Annotated in this window: 20 protein-coding genes; 10 read left to right on the forward strand and 10 right to left on the reverse strand. The window is 71.0% G+C overall.

From position 1 onward, the window contains the following. The first annotated feature begins 70 nt into the window (after positions 1 to 70). Entirely contained in the window at positions 71 to 1,564 is a 1,494-nt protein-coding gene (zwf, locus tag ACQP2X_RS30175; RefSeq protein ID WP_498687603.1) for a glucose-6-phosphate dehydrogenase, read from the forward strand. Here zwf and ACQP2X_RS30180 read toward each other — a convergent pair. Then, the gene (locus ACQP2X_RS30180) at positions 1,561 to 2,028 is read right to left on the reverse strand and encodes a peroxiredoxin (protein WP_498687605.1); all 468 of its coding nucleotides are present in this window, start codon (positions 2,026 to 2,028) and stop codon (positions 1,561 to 1,563) included. The two genes, zwf and ACQP2X_RS30180, sit on opposite strands and share 4 nt — an antisense overlap. A 97-nt stretch (positions 2,029 to 2,125) precedes the next feature. On the opposite strand from ACQP2X_RS30180, the gene ACQP2X_RS30185 reads away from it, so the two are divergent. Next, positions 2,126 to 2,458, forward strand: coding sequence for an STAS domain-containing protein (locus ACQP2X_RS30185; RefSeq protein WP_498687606.1), 333 nt, complete (start codon positions 2,126 to 2,128; stop codon positions 2,456 to 2,458). A 17-nt stretch (positions 2,459 to 2,475) separates the two neighbouring features. Here the strand turns inward: ACQP2X_RS30185 and ACQP2X_RS30190 are convergent, their stop codons facing one another. Continuing rightward, positions 2,476 to 4,434 (reverse strand): PPC domain-containing protein, encoded by a 1,959-nt coding sequence (locus tag ACQP2X_RS30190; RefSeq protein WP_498687608.1) that lies wholly within the window; start codon positions 4,432 to 4,434, stop codon positions 2,476 to 2,478. A 135-nt stretch (positions 4,435 to 4,569) separates the two neighbouring features. On the opposite strand from ACQP2X_RS30190, the gene ACQP2X_RS30195 reads away from it, so the two are divergent. Next, entirely contained in the window at positions 4,570 to 5,319 is a 750-nt protein-coding gene (locus ACQP2X_RS30195; protein WP_498687612.1) for an ankyrin repeat domain-containing protein, read from the forward strand. On the opposite strand, the gene ACQP2X_RS30200 is transcribed toward ACQP2X_RS30195, so the two are convergent. Beyond that, positions 5,311 to 6,360: an ROK family protein gene (locus ACQP2X_RS30200; protein ID WP_498687614.1), complete on the reverse strand. Its 1,050-nt coding sequence runs from the start codon at positions 6,358 to 6,360 to the stop codon at positions 5,311 to 5,313. The genes ACQP2X_RS30195 and ACQP2X_RS30200 overlap by 9 nt on opposite strands. Before the next feature lie 115 nt (positions 6,361 to 6,475). On the opposite strand from ACQP2X_RS30200, the gene ACQP2X_RS30205 reads away from it, so the two are divergent. The 4 genes from ACQP2X_RS30205 (at position 6,476) to ACQP2X_RS30220 (ending at position 11,146) form a co-directional block, all read left to right on the forward strand. Further along, a complete protein-coding gene (locus ACQP2X_RS30205) occupies positions 6,476 to 7,978 on the forward strand; it encodes a DUF1800 domain-containing protein (protein WP_498687615.1) in 1,503 nt (500 codons plus the stop codon). 5 nt (positions 7,979 to 7,983) lie between these two features. Next, positions 7,984 to 9,222 carry a DUF1501 domain-containing protein gene (locus ACQP2X_RS30210; protein WP_498687617.1) on the forward strand — a complete coding sequence of 413 codons (1,239 nt, stop codon included), beginning with the start codon at positions 7,984 to 7,986 and terminating at the stop codon, positions 9,220 to 9,222. A 95-nt stretch (positions 9,223 to 9,317) separates the two neighbouring features. Beyond that, positions 9,318 to 10,730, forward strand: coding sequence for a DUF2252 domain-containing protein (locus tag ACQP2X_RS30215; RefSeq protein ID WP_498687619.1), 1,413 nt, complete (start codon positions 9,318 to 9,320; stop codon positions 10,728 to 10,730). Between the two features lie 11 nt (positions 10,731 to 10,741). Next, positions 10,742 to 11,146, forward strand: coding sequence for a TIGR03618 family F420-dependent PPOX class oxidoreductase (locus ACQP2X_RS30220; protein ID WP_498687622.1), 405 nt, complete (start codon positions 10,742 to 10,744; stop codon positions 11,144 to 11,146). Here the strand turns inward: ACQP2X_RS30220 and ACQP2X_RS30225 are convergent. The 4 genes from ACQP2X_RS30225 to ACQP2X_RS30240 all read right to left on the reverse strand — a co-directional run bounded on the left by ACQP2X_RS30225 (position 11,136) and on the right by ACQP2X_RS30240 (position 13,451). Next, a complete protein-coding gene (locus ACQP2X_RS30225; protein ID WP_498687624.1) occupies positions 11,136 to 11,297 on the reverse strand; it encodes a BBE domain-containing protein in 162 nt (53 codons plus the stop codon). The genes ACQP2X_RS30220 and ACQP2X_RS30225 overlap by 11 nt on opposite strands. Then, complete coding sequence (locus ACQP2X_RS30230) at positions 11,276 to 12,328, reverse strand: FAD-binding oxidoreductase (RefSeq protein ID WP_498687626.1); 1,053 nt, start codon at positions 12,326 to 12,328, stop codon at positions 11,276 to 11,278. Before ACQP2X_RS30230 ends, ACQP2X_RS30225 begins: the two co-directional genes overlap by 22 nt. Then, entirely contained in the window at positions 12,328 to 12,996 is a 669-nt protein-coding gene (locus tag ACQP2X_RS30235; protein WP_498687628.1) for a hypothetical protein, read from the reverse strand. Before ACQP2X_RS30235 ends, ACQP2X_RS30230 begins: the two co-directional genes overlap by 1 nt. A 248-nt stretch (positions 12,997 to 13,244) precedes the next feature. Next, entirely contained in the window at positions 13,245 to 13,451 is a 207-nt protein-coding gene (locus ACQP2X_RS30240) for a hypothetical protein (RefSeq protein WP_498687630.1), read from the reverse strand. A 9-nt stretch (positions 13,452 to 13,460) separates the two neighbouring features. Between ACQP2X_RS30240 and ACQP2X_RS30245 the strand changes: the two genes are divergently transcribed. Beyond that, positions 13,461 to 13,895 carry a hypothetical protein gene (locus ACQP2X_RS30245; protein WP_498687633.1) on the forward strand — a complete coding sequence of 145 codons (435 nt, stop codon included), beginning with the start codon at positions 13,461 to 13,463 and terminating at the stop codon, positions 13,893 to 13,895. Here ACQP2X_RS30245 and ACQP2X_RS30250 read toward each other — a convergent pair. Next, on the reverse strand, positions 13,870 to 14,928 hold the full coding sequence (locus ACQP2X_RS30250) for a pyridoxal phosphate-dependent aminotransferase (protein ID WP_498687635.1): 1,059 nt from the start codon (positions 14,926 to 14,928) through the stop codon (positions 13,870 to 13,872). The genes ACQP2X_RS30245 and ACQP2X_RS30250 overlap by 26 nt on opposite strands. A gap of 65 nt (positions 14,929 to 14,993) precedes the next feature. Here ACQP2X_RS30250 and ACQP2X_RS30255 point away from each other — a divergent pair, with 65 nt between their 5' ends. Both ACQP2X_RS30255 and ACQP2X_RS30260 read left to right on the forward strand, forming a co-directional pair. Further along, entirely contained in the window at positions 14,994 to 16,388 is a 1,395-nt protein-coding gene (locus ACQP2X_RS30255; RefSeq protein ID WP_498687636.1) for an aminotransferase-like domain-containing protein, read from the forward strand. A gap of 58 nt (positions 16,389 to 16,446) precedes the next feature. Further along, positions 16,447 to 17,079, forward strand: a complete 633-nt coding sequence (locus tag ACQP2X_RS30260; RefSeq protein WP_498687638.1) for a hypothetical protein — start codon at positions 16,447 to 16,449, stop codon at positions 17,077 to 17,079. Here ACQP2X_RS30260 and ACQP2X_RS30265 read toward each other — a convergent pair whose 3' ends face one another. Beyond that, positions 17,080 to 17,850 (reverse strand): maleylpyruvate isomerase family mycothiol-dependent enzyme, encoded by a 771-nt coding sequence (locus tag ACQP2X_RS30265; protein WP_498687640.1) that lies wholly within the window; start codon positions 17,848 to 17,850, stop codon positions 17,080 to 17,082. A 70-nt stretch (positions 17,851 to 17,920) separates the two neighbouring features. Then, positions 17,921 to 18,358, reverse strand: a complete 438-nt coding sequence (locus ACQP2X_RS30270) for a hypothetical protein (RefSeq protein WP_498687642.1) — start codon at positions 18,356 to 18,358, stop codon at positions 17,921 to 17,923. Positions 18,359 to 18,397: the final 39 nt, after the last annotated feature.

Below are 18,397 nucleotides of genomic sequence, written 5' to 3' on the forward strand. Positions count from 1 at the left end.
GAACCGCGAAGGGTCAACTCTGCGTAGGGTTCTCCCGGAAGGTCCCGACGGTCGAAGGACACGCAGAATCATGGACAACGTCCCTCAGCTCATCCAGGAGCGCAGCGCTCCGCCCGCCACGCTGGTGATCTTCGGCGCGTCGGGCGACCTGACCCGGCGCAAGCTGCTCCCGGCCGTGGAGAGCCTGGCCCGGCACAACCGCCTTCCCGGCGAGTTCGCCCTGGTCGGCGTGGCCCGCACGCCGATGGAGGACGAGCAGTTCGCCGCCAGCGCGCTCGACGGGCGCACGCTCAGCGACAAGGCCCAGCTCGCCGGTGGCATCCGGTACGTGTCGGGCGGCTACGACGACCCCGAGACGTACAAGCGCCTGGCCGAGACCCTCGACGAGCTCGACGCCACCCGCGGCACGTCCGGTAACCGCCTGTTCTACCTCTCGACGCCGGCCGAGGCGTTCAAGCCGGTGATCAACGGGCTGGCCGGGGCCGGGCTCAACCAGGCCCGCGAGGGCTCCTTCTCCCGCCTGGTCATCGAGAAGCCGTACGGTCGCGACCTGCCGACCGCCCGCGAGCTCGACGGCGTCGTGCACAGCGCGTTCGACGAGAACCAGGTCTTCCGCATCGACCACTACCTGGGCAAGGACACGGTCCAGAACGTTCTGGCCCTGCGCTTCGCCAACTCGATCTTCCAGCCGATCTGGGACCGCTCCTGGGTCGACCACGTGCAGATCACGGTGGCCGAGACGCTCGGCGTCGGCACCCGCGGCGGCTTCTACGAGCACGCCGGCGCCATGCGCGACATCGTGCAGAACCACGTGCTCCAGGTGCTCGCCCTGGCCCTGATGGAGCCGCCGGCGTCGTTCGAGGCCGAGGGCCTGCGCAACGAGAAGGCGAAACTGCTCCAGGCGATCCGGCTCCCCACCAACCGCGACATCGCCGACCTGGCCGTCCGCGGCCAGTACACGCGAGGCGGCACCCGCGAGGAGCTGATGGCCGGATATCGCGAGGAGACCGGCGTCGACCCGCTGTCACGCACGGAGACGTACGCGGCCATGCGGCTCAACGTCGACAACTGGCGCTGGGCCGGCGTGCCGTTCTACGTGCGCACCGGCAAGCGGCTCCCGGCCCGCGTGACCGAGGTGGCCCTGCAGTTCCAGCGGCCGCCGCACCTGCCGATCCCGGCCAACCAGCTCACCGACCTCGAGGCCGACGCGCTCATCCTGCGCATCCAGCCCAACGAGGGCATCTCGCTGCGCTTCGGGGCCAAGGTGCCGGGCCACTCGTTCCGGGTGCGCACGGCCAGCATGGACTTCTCGTACGAGCAGACGTTCGCCGAGGAGTCGCCCGAGGCGTACGAGCGGCTGCTGCTCGACGCCCTGGTCGGCGACTCCACGCTCTTCATCCGGGCCGACGAGGTCGAGCAGTCGTGGCGCGTGGTCGACCCGATCATCGAGCACTGGGCCAACGACCACTCGCCCATCCCCACCTACGAGGCCGCCTCGTGGGGCCCGGCCGACGCCGACCGCCTGATCGGCCGCTCGGGCCGGGCCTGGAAGAACAGCATTTAAGTGGTTTTGCGCGCCGCGAGGGTCTCGAGGGCCTTCGCGGCGTGGTCGTTCATGTTGGTCTCGGAGTGGATGACCTCGAGGATCGTCCGGTCGGTGTCGATCACGAAGGTCATCCGCTTCGTGCTCAGCGGGCCGAGTGGGAGCTTCCGCTTGACGCCCAGTTTCGCCGCGACGCTGTTCGACGGGTCACTGAGCAACGGGTAGTCGAAGTCGTACTTGTCCGAAAAATCCTTTTGTTTCTTGACTTCGTCGCGGCTGATGCCGACCCGCTGGGCTCCGGCTTCTTTGAATTCGGCCGCCAGGTCGCGGAAGTTGCAGGCCTCGGCGGTGCAACCGGTGCTGAGAGCGGCGGGATAGAAGAAGAGAACCACGGGACCGTCGGCGAGCAGAGCGCTCAGCCGGCGCGGCACGCCGTCCTGGTCGGGGAGCTCGAAGTCGTCGACGACATCACCCTTGTTTGCCATGGCAACAAGCTACTGCCCGGTAGCCGATTCGGCCATTGCGGCCCGCCTCCCCTAGGCTGAGAACTCCATCGAAGCCCCACCGAAAGCGACACCCCCCATGCAGGTCTCGGTCGCGCACTACCCCCCGAACACGGCCGTGCTCGTCCTGCGCGGTTCCCTCGACATCGACACCGCGCCCGCACTCAAGGCGAACCTCACCCGGCTCGTCGAACGCCCCGCGCCCCGGGTCGTGGTCGACGTGGCCGGCCTCGACTTCTGCGACTCCATGGGGGTCGGCGTGCTGGTGAACGCGCACGCCCGCGCCTCCGAGCGCGACGGCTGGGTGCGCCTGGCCGCCCCGTCCGGTTTCCTCCGGCGCCTGTTCGACACCTTGGGTCTCACCGACTACCTGGCTTTGTATCCCGATGTGGAGGCCGCCCTCAAGGAGTGAGGACGGCCCCCTGAAAATCAGCTGGTCACGCCGAAGACGATCCGGCCCAGGGTGTCCTCGGTGCCGGTGAAGCCCTCGGCCGGGAGGAAGGCGTCCTCACCGAAGTCGACGTCGATGTCGTCAGCGGTGCCGCCGACGCCGTCCGGGCCCACGCCGAACAGGGTGGCGAATCCGGTGCCGCCCGCGTCCTGCAGGTTCGGGATGGCGTCCTGGTTGTCGGTGTGGAAGTCGCCGAAGAAGTGCCCGGCCTCGTGCGAGATCACGTTGCTGAGCGCCTGGGCCACGAAGCGGATCCGGTCGCTCTGCGGCGTGAGGTAGCGGTTCAGCGAGGCCGCCGAGTCGGTGCCGGGCGCGCTGAGCACGTCGAGCAGCACGAGCGCGGTCTCCTCGGTCTCGAAGTTGCCGGGGTCGATGCTCTGCGCGATGCCGATCGTGTCGACGCCGGACTCCTCGATGGTGCCGCCGACCACGACGCGGCTGACGTTCGCCTTGCCCCAGACGTCGGCGTTGTCCTTGCTGTTGGCAATCTTGATCTTGAAGCGGCTGTTGAGACCGCTCTGCTCGAGGTCGGTCTTGAGGTTCTCGGTGACCCCGGCGACCACGGCGTCGATCACCGCGTCCTCGTCGGCGCGGGTCAGGCCCCAGCTGGTCAGGAAGGCCGAGAACGCGGTCAGGTCACGGTTGCCGGGACCGCCGAAGACGCCGGTGTTGACCCGGGCCCCGTCGAAGTCCAGGTAGAGCGTCTGCACCGGCTTGGCGCCCTGAAGGACCGGGCGGTACGCCTCGACCGTGATGTCGTACGCCCCGGAGCCGCTGGCCACGCCGATGTAGTGCCAGCCGGCCTTGGTCGCCACGTAGTCGGTGACGGCGTTGCCGCCGGCCGGCAGGGGCGAGTCGACCGGGTAGATGTACGACGCGTCCTGGTCGGATCCGTGCACCTCGCGCGGCACGGTGTCGTACACGGTCAGATAGGTGGCCGAGCCCTTCACCGATCCGCCGATGACGTCGCCGGCCCGCAGCTTGACCGCGAAGAAGTCCTGGTCGACACCGCCCGAGGTCAGCGTCAGGGTGTACGGGCCCTCGGTCGGCGGGGTCGGGTCGCCGATGCCGCCGCCGCTGCCCGAGTCGAACGGGTCGGCCGGCAGGCCGCCGTACGCCGAGACCGCCAGGTAGAAGTCGCCGCCGGTGGTGACCCGGTAGCTGATCCGGCTGTCGATCCCGGTGAAGTCGTCGTTGACGGCCAGCACGGTGCCGTCCGGTGCGAACAGCTGGAGCACGGTGTCCAGCGGCCCGGTCGGGGTGGCGGTCGTGATGGTCAGCACCTTCCCGGCCGGGGCGGTGAGCTTGTAGAAGTCGAAGTCGTTGCTGCCGTCGCCGGTCTGCCGGCCGTGCGGACCGTCACCGATCTGCGACTCGATGACCGCGCCGCTGCGGCCCGACCCGATGCCGGTGTCGCCGGCCAGCGGGATCGCGCCGTTGTCCTCGGGCGGGGCGGCCACCGTCGGCGTGGACACGACCTCGTTGTCGAGGCTGCCGAGGATCCGGATGTTCGGGTACTGCCCGGCGCCCGTGCCGTAGCCGTTGATCCGCTGGGCGTTGACCGGGACGTCGTTCCCGCCGGACGTGCCGTCAAGCTCGTCCTCGTCGACCACCACGGCCGGGGTGGCGGCCTTGGCCGAGGAAGCGGCGAGGGACTTGACGCGCTGGGACTGCTTGGCCTTGGACTGGGCCTTCATGTAGTTGGCCCAGCCCGAGTAGTCGACCTTGGCGACGTCGGTCACCTCGGCCAGGTACGGGTTCACACCCTTGGGCTTGGAGCCGTACGGCGCCTTGGGCACGACGCCGATGCCGACCGCCAGCGAGGCCTTGTCGGCCGCGGACAGCTCGTCGGACTTCGGTTCGGCTTGGGCCGCGCCCGGCGTGATGAGCGCCAGGCCGAGCGCGGTCGCGGACAGGGCAGCGATGCTTCGTCGCATTCAGTTCCCCCTTCAGCACATCCATGACCCCCGTCACGGATGGCCTTCAGGACGTTACTGAAGACGACGATCAATATCTATGCATGTCGATGATGCTTAACAGACTCTACAAACCGTCGCCTCTAGAGTGACGGTGTGGAACTCGTCCTCGACACCGACGACCCGCTGGCGGTCGCCGCGGTCAGCGCTGTCCACGCCGGTGATGTGACGGCTCTCCAGCGGCTGCTGGCCGAGCAGCCCCGGCTGGCGACGGCCCGGCTCGGCGACCATGACGGCGGGATGTCGCGCACCCTGCTGCACGTGGTGGCCGACTGGCCGGGTCACCGTCCGAACGGCTCGGCGACCGTGGCCGCGCTGATCGCCGCGGGCGCCGACGTGAACGCCCGGTTCACCGGACCACACACCGAGACGCCGCTGCACTGGGCCGCCAGCAACGACGACGTCGCGGTGCTCGACGCGCTGCTCGACGCGGGCGCCGAGATCGACGCGACCGGCGCGGTGATCGCCGGAGGCACACCGCTGGACGACGCGACCGCGTTCGCGCAGTGGCGGGCCGCGCGGCGGCTGGTCGAGCGCGGCGCGCGGACCGGCCTCGGGCACGCCGCGGCGCTGGGGCTGATGGACCGGCTGCGGGGGTACTTCACCGCGACGACGGCGCCGGACGCGGACGAGGTCAACGCGGGGTTCTGGAACGCCTGCCATGGCGGCCAGCAGCAGGCCTGCGCGTTCCTGCTCGAGCACGGGGCCGACGTCAACTGGCTTCCCGGATGGGAAAGGTCGACCCCGCTGGACGCCGCCCTGCGCGGCGGCGCCACCGACCTCGCGGACTGGCTGCGTGGCCACGCCGCCGTCACGGCCGCCGAACTCGGCCGGTCGTCAGCCTAACGTCGCCCGCACGGACTCGAGGGCGGCGACCGCCGCGCCGCGGGCGCCGGCCATGTCGAGGTCGGCCACCAGGGCGAACGTGGCCGCGGCCTGCTGCTCGGCGCGCAGTTCGGTGCTCTCGCGGACCGCGTTGAGGAACCACTGGCGGAAGCGCGGCGCGGCCTCGACCACGCCGCCGCCCAGCAGGTAGGCGTCGGGGTCGGTGAAGTTGGCGGCGATCGTGAACAGCTTGCCGATCGCCTTCGCCTGCTGGCCGAACACCGCCAGCGCGAGCGGGTCGTCCTTCTCGCCGTAGCCGCGCAGCAGCTTGGCCGCCTTGGGCAGGGGCTCGGCCGCGAGCGGGTGGTCGGGGAACTTCGTCAGCCAGTACGGCAACAGGTTCTTCTTGATGCCGGTCAGCGACGCGATGCTCTCCACGTCCCCTTCGAAACCACAGTTGCACTGAGGTACCGGCTGATCCTCCTCGAGCACGTCGTGCAGGGGAATCTGGACGTGGCCGAGTTCGCCGGCCATACCGGCGGCACCGCTGATCACCTTGCCGTTCTCGACCACGCCGCCGCCGAGGCCGGTGCCGACGATCGCGGCGATCGACGACTTGCTCGTCGAGTCATCGCCGAAAAGGCGGTAATGCGCATACAAAGCTGCCGCATTTGCATCGTTTAAGTAGAAAACGGACAAATTTAGCCGCTCTTCGAGAGCGCCCCGGATGTCGAAGCCGTGCCACGACTTCTGGTTGAAGTTGGTCGAGCCCTTGGACGAGATCACGCCGGTGGCGCTGGCCGGGCCGGGCGTGTCGAGCCCGACCGCGCGGACCAGGGTCAGCGGGGTGCTGGTCAGTTCGAGGATGTTGTGGAAGGCCTCGGCCAGCGCCTCGATGGCCGACTCGGGGCCCTCGGTCACCAAGCTCGGATTTTCCACGAGGTTGTCGACCAGATATTGCCCCGTGGCATCCAGCACGGTGGCGTTGTTGCAGGTCCCGCCGTTGTCGAGACCGACGACGACCCAGGAGGACGGGGTGCGTACCGATTCAGCCTGATCCACAGGCCTGAGCGTACGTCCGACTCGTGCCGCGCGGTACGGGTGCGGGCGGATTGCGGCTCCGTTAGTCACGGTTGCAGCCGCGACTCCCCCGGCCGTACGGGCCGAACGTGCTGGCATGACGACCCGACGCACGCTCCTCGCCGCCGGTGCCGCCACCGCAGTCGCCGTTGCCGTCGCTGCTCCCCCGGCGGCGGCCGCTTCCTCGACGACGTTGCTCAGCGACGACCAGATCGCCCACCTGCTGCGCCGCGCCACGTTCGGCCCGACCGCGGCCTCGCTGGCCGAGGCCCGCAAGCTGGGCGTGGCGGGCTGGCTCGACCGGCAGCTGAACCCCTCGAAGATCAACGACGCCGCCTGCGACACCCTGCTCGCCCGGCTGCCGCTGGCCGGCGCCTCCATCGCCACCGTGCGGGCCAAGCTGCCCAAGAACTCGTACGACGCGTTCAAGCAGCTCGGCCGGGCCGCCGTGGCCCGCGCCGCCTGGAGCGAGCGTCAGCTGTTCGAGAGCACCGTCGCCTTCTGGGCCAACCACCTGCACGTCGCCGCGCCGTCGAGCGGCGTCTGGGACAGCCGTTCCGACTACGACGCCCAGGTGCTGCGCAAGCACGCCTTCGGCCGGTTCGCCGACATGCTCAAGGCGTCCATGCGCCACCCGGCCATGCTCACCTATCTCGACAACCGCAGCTCGACCAAGGCCAACCCCAACGAGAACTACGGCCGCGAGCTGATGGAGCTGCACACCGTCGGCCTGATCTACTCCGAGGCCGACGTGCAGGCGGCGGCCCGCCTGCTCACCGGCCTGACCGTCACCGCGTCCGGCGGCTACGTCTACGACGGTGCCAAGCACGTCACCGGCGCCGTCGAGATCCTCGGCTTCAAGCACGCCAACGCCACCGCCGGCGGCGGCGAGGCGGCCGCCCTGGCCTTCGCCGACCACCTGGCCCGGCACCCGGCCACCGCGCAGCGCCTCGCCGTCAAGCTCTGCCAGCGCTTCGTGGCCGACGAGGCGCCCGCCTCGCTGGTCGCCAAGCTGGTCAAGGTCTACCTCGACAACGACACCGCCATCACGCCGGTCCTGCGTGCCCTGTTCACCTCGCCCGAGTTCGCGGCGTCGATCGGGGCCAAGGTCCGCACGCCGTTCGAGGACCTCATCGCCTCGATCCGGGCGCTCGGGCTCGGCCCGGAGGCCTCCGGGGTCAAGGCCCTCGACGCGCTCTACAACGCGACCGTGAACGCGGGCAACGCGCCGTTCCGCTGGGCCCCGCCCAACGGCTATCCCGACGTGGCCATGGCCTGGTCGTCGCCGTCCGGCTTCCTGCTCAGGTGCAACAACCACCTCAACCTGGCCGCCGGGTGGTATCCCAGCCAGCTCACCCGCCCCGCCGACCTGCTCAAGTCCCTCGTGCCCACGCTGCCGAAGACGTACGGCGCTCTGGTCGACGCGCTGGCCGTACGGCTCGCCGGGTCCAAGCTCCCGGCCGCGCACACGGCCGCCGTGCTCAGTGTCGCGGGCAAGCTGCCGACCAGTCCTCTGACCGCGTCCGACAAGTCGCTTGCGGGCCACGCGCCGTACCTGATCGCCCTGGTCCTCGACTCGCCGTCCTTCCAGCAGAGGTGAAGCCGATGTTCTCCTTCGACTGCCGCGAGAAGCAGGTCAGCCGCCGCACCGTCCTCGGCGGCGCCCTGGCCGGCGTGGCCGCCGCCGGGATCTCCACCAAAATGGCGTACGCCGCGCCCGGCTACACCGGTGACACGCTGGTCGTGCTGTCGCTGCGCGGCGGGTTCGACGGGCTGTCGGCCATCGTCCCGATCGGCGACGCCGACTACTACAAGGCCCGGCCGTCCATCGGCGTGCCCAAGAGCCAGGTCATCGCGGGTGACGGCACCTTCGGCCTGAACCCGGCGCTGGCCCCGCTGCTGCCGCACTGGCAGAGCGGCAAACTCGCCGCGGTGCACGCCGTCGGGCAGCCCAACCCGACCCGCTCGCACTTCGCGGCCATGGACGCGATGGAGAACGCCGCGCCCGGCACGTCGATCCGCACCGGCTGGCTCGACCGGATGCTCGGCGTCACCGGGGCGTCCGGCCCGCTGGCCGGCGTCTCGATCGGCAACGCCATGCCCCACCGGCTGTACGCGGGACCCGCGTCCGACGTCTCGATGGCCTCGATCGACGGCTTCACCCTGGCCGGTGACTCGGCCAAGCGCCCGCGGGCGGCCGCGCTGCGGGCCATGTACGCCGACGCGCCCGCCCTCCAGGCCGGTCAGGCCCTCGCCGCCGACCAGGCGCTGACCGCCACGGCCTCGCTGCGGGGCGCCACCTACACGCCGGCCAACGGTGCGGCCTATCCGGCGACCGAGCTGGGCACGGCGCTGCGCGACGTGGCCCGCCTGATCAAGGCGAAGGTGGGCCTGGCCACGGCCACCGTCGACTGCGGCGACTGGGACATGCACGAGGGCCTCGGCACCGGGGTCAAGGGCCAGCGGATGTACGACAACCTCAACGAGCTGGCCCTGGCCCTGGCCGCGTTCGCCACCGACCTCGGCGCCGAGGGCATGGCGTCGGTGACCCTGCTGACGATCAGCGAGTTCGGCCGCCGGGTGGCCGAGAACGGCTCGCACGGCGTCGACCACGGGCACGGCAACGCCATGCTGGTGCTGGGTGGAGGCGTACGAGGGGGAAAGGTCTTCACGAAGTGGCCCGGTCTTTCGCCGGCCGAGCTGGTCGCCGGTGACCTGGCCGCCACCACCGACTACCGCTCGGTGATCGGCGAGATCCTGCAGAAGCGCTGCGGCGTCGGCTCGCTGTCGCAGGTCTTCCCGGACGTCTCCCCGTCCTCCTTCGGGCTGACATCGGCACGCTGATTCCTCGGACGTTTAGGTGTACGACACTTTCCCGTCGCCCGGACGAGTTGTGCTGGGTGAGTGTGCGATTCCCGCCCCCTCTAGGCTGGCCCGTGATGCAACAAGGTAACGGGCACGTCGTGGTGGACGTGGGACAGGACGACGGCTTCGTCTCGCTGCGGCGCTCGGCTCGCCCGCGCGCCGAGCGGTACGAGCTGGGCCGCTCGCTGCGCGAACGGGCACACCGCTCGGAGATGGCGTTCTGGACGCCGCCGCCGGACCGGGCCGACCCGGTCCAGCAGATCATCGAGGCCAACCAGGGCCGGCAGCCGTGGCTCGTCCCGGTCCGGGTGGGGCGGATGATCTCTTCGCCGTACGCCTATCTGCGCGGCTCGGCCAACGTGATGGCCGACGACTTCGCGGGCCTGCCCGCCACCGGCATCACGCCGGTCATCTGCGGCGACGCCCACCTGGGCAACTTCGGCTTCTACGCGTCGCCCGAGCGCGAGCTGGTCTTCGACCTCAACGACTTCGACGAGGCACACCCCGGCGCCTGGGAGTGGGACCTGCGCCGGCTCGCGGTGAGCGTCTACGTGGCCGGCCGGCAGAACGGCTTCCGCGAGAGCGCCTGCGCCGACGCGGTCGAGCACTGCGTCGAGGAATATCAGATGCAGATCGCCCACCTGGCCGAGCAGCCGTTGCTGGCCCGCTCCTTCGACCAGCTCGACGTGGACAAGCTGCGCTCGGCGGCCACCCGGGCCAGCTTCCGCGACGAGATCGAACGGGCGGCCCGCCGGGCCCGCCGCCGCACGAGCGACCGCGCGCTGCCCCGCTTCACCGAGCGCCGCGACGGCACGGCCAAGCTGGTCGAGGAGCCGCCGCTGATCACCCGCCCCAGCGACCAGGAGCGCGAGCTGCTGGCCGAGGCGCTGGACGGCTATCTGAACACGCTGCCGCCCCACTGGGCGCGCATCCTGGCCGGATATCGCATCGTCGACATCGCGCACAAGGTGGTCGGGGTCGGGTCGGTGGGCCTGCGGGCGTACGTGGCCCTCTGCGAAGGCAGCAGCTCCGACGACGTGGTCTTCCTCCAGCTCAAGCAGGCCCGCCGCTCGGTGATCGCCCGCCACCAGCACGGCGACTCGGCCTGGCACCGCCACCAGGGCCAGCGGGTCGTCGAATATCAGCAGGCCCTGCAGACGGTGTCGGACCCGCTGCTCGGCTGGACGACGGTCGGCGACACCCAGTTCTACGTCCGGCAGTTCCGCGACATGAAGGGCGCGATCGTCGTCGAGGGCATCGACGCGGGCGCCCTGGCCGACTACGCCGGCATCTGCGGCTATCTGCTGGCCAAATCACACGCCCGCACCAGTGGTGCTTCGATGATCGCCGGGTACATCGGCGGCAGCGGCAAATTGGCCGAGGCGCTGTGCCGCTTCTCGAGGGCCTACGCCGACCAGGTGGAGAGCGACCACGCGGCGCTGTCCGCCGCCGTACGACAGGGCCGGCTCCCGGCCGAGACAGTGTGAGAGGACCATCGTTGAGCGGCCGTGTCTCCCTGGACAACCAGGAACTGCTGGACTTCTGGACCGAGCGGCACCTGTGCACGCTGACCACGCTGCGGGCCGACGGCTCGCCGCACGTGGTGGCGGTCGGCGCCACCCTCGACCCGGCGTCGGGCCTGGCCCGGGTCATCTCGTCGTCGACATCGGCCCACGTGCGCCACGTCCGGAACGGCCAGACCAGGGTGGCGATCTGCCAGGTCGACGGCCCCCGCTGGACGACGGTCGAGGGCCTGGCCGTGGTCCGCGACGACCCCGGCGCGGTGACCGAGGCCGAGAAGCGCTACGCGGTCCGCTACCGGACGCCGCGCCCCAACCCGCAGCGCGTGGTCATCGAGGTCGACATCAGGAAGATCCTGGGTTCAAGCCGCTTCACCGCGTGAAGACCGCCGACGGGTCGTAACGCGCACGCAACTGCCGCACACGGTTGGTGTTGGCCAGGTAGTACGTCTCGTCGGGCAGGCCGGGCACCGGGAAGTTCGGGTAGGCGCCGCCGGTGCCGAAAGGGTGGGTCAACTCGTACGAGTCGTCCAACCACCCGCCTGGGTGATCGTCCGCGGTGACCGTGGCGGTCTGCTTGAGCAGGAAGAGGGCGTCACGGTGGGGAAAAGCCGTGGCGGCGGCGGGCACACGGTTGTAGGCGCCGCCCCACGGTGTGAAGTCGAGCTCGCGTTCCTCGCCCGGGCGCCGGTCGGCGAGCAGGCGGGTGAGCAGGCCGGCCGATGGGACGGCCCCGCGGAAATACTCCGACCTCGGATAGGCGAAGTGGTCGTCGAGGGTGTCCTCGCCGGCGAGCCAGCGCTTGGTCGTCCGATGTGTTCCGTGCCGCCGGTCGTCGCGGTCACACCGAGACGGCGGATCAGGGCGTCCACCGCGGCGTGATCGGGCGCGGCGCCGAAGACGGCCACGGTTAGGGGCCGGTCCGGGTCGGGCGGGGCGGTGATCACCAGGCTCGGTGCCACGGCCTCGTCGAGCTCCGGCAGCAGGTGCTGCCAGGCGTCGAGCACGGTCGCGGCGGCGTCCGCCGGGAAGGTGAGCCGGAAGGCGGTCGAGTCGGGAGCGGGCACGGTCCGGAAGGTCAGCGAGGTCACCACGCCGGGGGCGCCCCCACCGCGGAGCAGCCACAGCAGGTCGTCGTCGGCCTCGACCACCTGACCGTCGGCCCGCACCATCGTCGCGGCCACCAGGCTGTCGCAGGTCAGACCGTGGCGGCGGCCGAGGATGCCCAGGCCGCCGCCCAGGGTCAGGCCGGCGACGCCGACCGTCGGGCCGCACCCGGCGGCCAGGGTCCGGCCGTGCGCGGCCAGCGTGTCGTACACCTCGGCCAGCAGCGTGCCGCCGCCGATCACGGCCCGGTCGCCGTCGGTGCGTACGCCGGTCATCGGGCCGAGGTCGATCAGCAGGCCGTCGGTGCTGGACCTTCCGGCGAAGCAGTGCCCGCCGCCTCGTACGGCCAAGGAAAGCCCTTTGTCCTGGGCTTCGGCGATGGCGGCGGCCACCTCGGCCGGCCCGGCGCAGCGCACCACCGCGGCCGGCCGGATGCCGGCGAAGCGGGCGAGAACCATCAGCGGACCCACACTCTCAGGTCGCCCACGGGCTCGAAGCCGCCGTCGAGCGCGGCGGCGAGCGCCTCCCCGCGTTCGTAGCCGACCAGCGGACGGCCCGGGAAGGCCGCGTCGATCGCCCCGGCCAGCTCGGCCCAGTCGACGCGATGGCCCGGCACGGCCCACACGTTCGACACGTCGACCACGCCGCTGCCGAGCCGGGCGACCGCGCCGGCGACGAGCTGGTCGCCGGCGTAGCGGGCCAGGATGCGGAAATGCGCGCGCCGCAACAGCGGAGGCAGCAGGACGTCACGCGTGTCGTGCCGGCCCGTCCACCGGGCCAGCTCCGCCCCGCCGGTCACCGCGACCCAGCCGCCGGGCGTCCCGTCCGGCGCGGGCTCCCGGTGGATCCAGGTGGCCGCGAACAGCGACTCCAGGCCGGCCCCGGTCAGGTCCATCGTCGCGAAGCTGTCCTTCACACCGCCGTGCTCGCGGCCCTCGAGGCGGGCCAGCACCTGATCGGCGCTCACCCCGGGCTCGACCACGACCGCGTCCGAGTGCAGCGGCGGTGGCGGATCGAGGGCGCTCCACAGCCCGTCGACCAGCGTCGATCCGACCCCGTGCAGGGCGCAGAGGTCCTCGTACCAGCCCACACTCGCGTCGACCGCACTCCGAAGCCGGGAATCCATGGTCCCATCCTGCCCTGCCGACGGGGCTAGCATCGGCCCGTGGCCATCACGTGGATCGATGCCGGCGTGCTGCGCAAGATCGGCGGCTCGGGGCTGTCCTCGTGCCGGCTGTCCACTCCGGGTGGGGAGATCGACTCCTTGCAGGCCGACTCGCTTCCCGGGCTCATCCAGGCGCTCGGATATCTGAAGTACCGGCTCAGCGGCAGCACCTTCCTGCGTGGCCAGTCCTCGCTGTACGAGGGCAGACTTCAGCCCTCGTTGATGAGGGGCTTCACCGGGAACCGGCACCGGCGCGACGAGAAGGCCGAACGCTTCATCAGCCAGGTCGCCGACTGGCCCTGCGACAGCGCGAGCTCCCGGCATCGCACGGTGACATGCCCGGTGAAGCTCGGCCGGGACGTCTCCCGCGACTCGTTGCTGGGCAGCGGCGTGCCGCACTCTGGTTCGCCTGCCACCATTTCACGGTGGAGGGCCGCTATCTCCATGTCGTCCGGCGCAACCTCCACGACGCCGGTGAGGACTACGTCTACGTCTTGTCGATAACGCTGGAGGCCGCGGTGTCGACCCAGGAACGCCCCGGTCTGTGGCTGTTTCCCGAAAAAGGGCGCGTGATCGACCTCCGCGTGGCGGCGCCCTCCTATTACGTTCGCCCGCACGCTCAGCACGGCTACCTGATCCGCCCTCATTCCATGGACGGCGCCGGGCTGACGGTGGCCGTGATCCGGGTGCCGCTGACGCGCGCCCTGGAGTGGCTGGGATCGAGTGTCATCCTGAGCCCGTTCGGCATCTATCCGCCGGCCACCGTCGACGACGGATATCGCCGGCTTCTCGACCGGTTCCGGCCCGGCGACGGGTTTCCCGAGCTCGGCACCATCAGCGTCGTCGGTCCTGGCTACTGATCGCGGCGGCCACGGTGGACAGAGCCCGCTCGAGGTCGGGCAGGCTGAGGTGGCCGAAGCCGACGCGAACGATGTGGTCGTCCTCGCCGAACCAGGCGCCGGGGGCCACCCGGGTGTCGGCCTCGCGGAGGGTGGCGTGGAACCTCTCCACGTCCAGGCCGGCCGGCAGGCGCAGGCAGCACAGGGGGCCGCCGTCAGGGGTGACGATCTCGACCGGATTGTCGGCCGCCCAGGCCAGGAGCAGGTCCAGGGCCTCGCGCAGGAACGGGCCGCTCGTGGTGCCCCGCTCCAGGACCCGGGTGGCCAGGTGCTCGTCGATCGTCGAGCAGGCGATGGTGGTCTCGAACTTGGCCGCACGAACCTGCTCGTACAACGCGGGGTCGGTGGTGGTCAGCCAGCCCAGGCGCAGGCCGGGAGCGCCGTGCGCCTTGGAGACCGAGGAGCACGTGACGACGGCCGGAGAGAGGGCCGCCGCCGTGGGCGGGACCGGCGCGTCGCCGTACACGGACTCGCGGTAGGTCTCGTCGACCAGGATGCGGCAGCGGGGAGCGCGGCGGGCCACCAGGCCGGCGAGAGCTTCCAGGTCGCGTGCTTCGACGCGTACACCGGAAGGGTTTTGGGGTGAGGCCAGCGAGACCAGATCGGTGGCCGGGTCGAGCGCGGCTTCGATGCGGTCGAGGGGCAGGCGGTACGCCTCGTCGAAGCGGGCGCTGACGATGTCGACGCGGGCGCCGCGGGACTCGGGGAATGAGCGCGCGGGCGGGAAGCAGGGGCCGACGAGGAGCACGCGCTTCGCCGGCAGGAGCGACATGGCGTGGATGGCGCCCACCGTGATCAGCACGTCGTCGCTGGTCACACCCGTGCTCGCGGCGATCAGCGAGCGCAGCGCAAGGTCACCGCGGGTGGTGCCGTAGCCGAGCGGCAGGTCGGCCAGGCCCTTCAGGTCGTCCTCGGTGAAGCGCAGCGGCGGGCAGGTGCTCTCGGCCAGGTCGTAGCGGACGGTGCTGTCGATCAGGGCGGTCATCGCGCTCATGAGGACGATCGTGCGCGAGAAGGGTCTCGCCACGGCAGTGCCAATGCCCCTAGATTGGTCTGTCGATGGAACCAATCGGCATCGTCGAGCGCCTGGGCCGCTGGGCCACCGGGCGCGGCGCGCTCTATCTGCTGCTGGCGGCCCGCATCCGCACCCTGATCGGCGAGGGCGAGCTGCCGCCGGGCACGCTGCTGCCGCCGGACCGGGCGCTGGCGTCGGCGCTGGCGGTGGGGCGGAGCACGGTCGTCGCCGCGTACGACCTGCTCGTGGCCGAGGGCCGCATCGTCCGCCGGCAGGGCAGCGGCACCCGGGTCGCCGGTCCGCCCTCGGGCACCGCGCGGCCGACGACCGAGGCGCCCGCGTTCCTTCATCTGCTGGAGCCGCGTGACGGCGTACTGATGCTGGCCTGTGCCGCCCCCGACGCTCCTCCGCCCGCGCTGCTGACGGCCTACGCCTCGTCGCTGGAAGATCTGGCCGCCATCACGGGCGACATCGGATATCACCCGACCGGCCATCCGGCGCTGCGCCGGGCCCTCGCCGAGCGCTACGACGAACGGGGCCTGCCCACGGCGCCCGACCAGATCATGGTGACCACAGGCGGCCAGCAGGCGCTGACGTTGCTGGCCAAGGCTCTGATCCGCCCCGGCGACCGGGTGATCGTGCAGGCGCCCACCTACTTCGGCGCCATCGAGGCGTTCCGCGAGGAGGCCGCCGTCCTCCAGACCCTCCCGGTCGATCTGCGGGGATTCACCAAGGTCAACCCCAGTCTGGCGTACGTCATCAGCACCTTCCACAACCCCACAGGCACCGTCCTGCCGCCGGCCGAACGTCACCGCACCGCCCAGGCCGGCTTCCCCCTCATCGACGACGAGGCCCTGGCCGACCTGGGCTTCCCCGGGCACACGCCGCCCCCGCCCCTGGCCGCCTTCAACGACCAGGTCATCACCATCGGCTCGCTGAGCAAGCTGATCTGGGGCGGCCTGCGCGTCGGCTGGATCCGCGCCCCGGCCACACTGATCGCCCGCCTGGCCCGCATGCGCACGGTCTTCGACCTGGGCGGCAACGTCCCGGCCCAGCTGGCGGCGGCCCACCTGCTCCCCCGGCTGGGCCCGGAGCTGGCGAGGTCGGCCCAGCTCAGAAAGGACCGCCACGACCATCTGCGGGCCGAGCTGGCCCGCGCCCTGCCGTCCTGGCACGCGCCGGCGGTCGAGGGCGGGCAGACCCTGTGGGTGCGCCTGCCGCACGGCGACGCCCGCTCGTTCGCCCAGCAGGCCCTGCGCCACGACGTGGCGGTCCTGCCGGGCCCCGGCCTCGACCCGTCCGGCGCCAGCCAGGATCATGTGCGCCTGCATTTCCTGGCTTCACCGGAAGATCTGACCGAGGCCGTACGGCGCCTGGCCGCGGCTTGGTCCACATATGATCCCCGGCCGGCCCCCTATCCGCCGGCCATGGCGATCTGACTCAGAATCCGCTTTATTCTTGACAGATTCCGTGGCATATCGCTCGTACCGTGTGCGAATGAATACGACAGCGCAGGAAATCATCGTTCTGACGCAATCGCCGAACTGGGCCGACAAGCTCGAGGCATGGTCCACTTTCGCCGGGGTCATCATGTCCCTGTTGGCATTCTCCGTCGCCGCGCTGCTCCTGAGATTCGAGATACGCCGAGGACGCCAGGCCGAGGACGCGGTCGGGGTCGAGCAGTCCCGCGCTCAGGAAGATCGGGACCGATGGGAGCACGAACGCCGGATGACGGATCAACAATATGCCCGCGCGGTCATCGCCGAAGACCAATTCCGCGGCTTCGAAATCATCAAAGGGCGGCGGCGTTTCGTCGTACGATTCCGATTGAGAAACTTCGGTCCTTTACCCCTCCTGGCGTACAACATACTTTTCCGGGAGGTGAACGGCCGGCTCTGGCTGGCCTGGCACCAATACGTCGTTGATCCGGGCGCGGACATCGCCTTCGCCGAGGACTGGTCTCCGGACGAGGAGCAAGACATTCTGGAGCGTGCGAATTGGGTGCACATGTTCACGGACGCCTACGGGCGCACCTGGAAGTTCGAAGGCGTGGAACTGACCCGGATCGAGAACGAGCACGAACTGCTCAGCGGAGTCAGGCACTTCAGGGCACTGGTGCCGCGGATCTGATCAGTCGCTGACGTGGGCGGTGTTGTCCAGCCAGTGCCGGGCCAGGGCGACGTCGCCGTCGACGCCAGAACTCGTGAGCGGGCGCCGGCGGGTCAACGTCAGCAGGAGCGTGCCGGCCGAAGCGGTCACTGTCACGTCGGCCGCGTGGGTCGCGGGCTGCCACGTCGCGCCGGCCGGGTGGCGCTCGATGAACCACGCGGCCTCGATGTCGGTGGCCCTCCACTGCAGGGTCTGGCCGGTGCCCCGCAGGGCGTGGGCGGACTCGGGGCGCCGCATCTCCCAGGTCGGGGAGGTGAGCATCGCCAAGTGGTTGGTGATGAGGGCGGCGGCAACGTCGGCGTCGACATCGGCCGTACGGCCGGCCGCGTTGGCGGCGTCGGCGCCGTGGACGACTGTCTCGTTCAGGACCGTGGACAGCCAGAACTCTGTGCCGGAGCGCCCGTCGCCGGCGGCGTTGACGACCGGGACGTCCAAGGCGAGGGCCTTCGTCACCCGGTCGGACGAGACGGACAGCCACGCCGGCCACTCGGCGGGGTCGGTGGGGGGCTCGGCCATCTCGGTGGGGAGCTTCTCGAGGTCGGTGACTTGCTGCTCGAAGATGTCGGCCACCCAGTGCTGGGTCTGGCCGATGTGGGCCACCAGGTCGGTGACGGTCCACTCGGGGGCGGTCGGCACCACGGTGCCGGGTCCGGCCGCGGTGGCCGCGGCGGCCAGGCGGTGGGTGTGGTCGATGATGGCTTTGCGGGCGCGTTCGGGGGTCAGCTTGGTCATCGGATCGGCCTTTCGTGGAGTCGTTGGTGCTCTGACTGACTCCGCTCGGGGCTCGAACTCATCGGTGGCGTCAGAAACGGCCGTCCGAGGTGAAAGGGCCCACCTTCGACGGGAGGGTCAAGCCGGCGATCGAAAGGGCGGTCAGCAGGTCCAGCAGCTCGCGGCGGGTCAGGGCGCCGGGGGTCGCGGGCTCGGGATGGGGCACGTCCAGCGCCCGGGCCGCCTCCACGGCCCGGGTGGCGATGGCGGCCTCGATCGCCCACAGGCGGTGGGCCCGCATGGCCAGGTGGGCCGAGGCGGTCAGCTCGCTGTGCAGGCGGAGCAGGCGGCGGAGGTCGGCCGCCAGCTGCTCGATGGGCGGCCCCATCGGCTGGGGCGGCGGCGGATGGAGGACGCGCCAGCGGTCCGCCACGGCGCCGCACCATCGTGGGGCGTAGACCACCGCGGCGCCGATCAAGGTGGGGGCGGCGACTATCAGCGCCAGCTTTCCCAGGTCGAGGGCGGACACGCTTTCGACGATCCGCCCGGGGCGGGGTGAGCGTCAAGG

Source organism: Actinoplanes sp. CA-131856 (assembly GCF_050956135.1).
Taxonomy (GTDB): Bacteria; Actinomycetota; Actinomycetes; order Mycobacteriales; family Micromonosporaceae; genus Actinoplanes.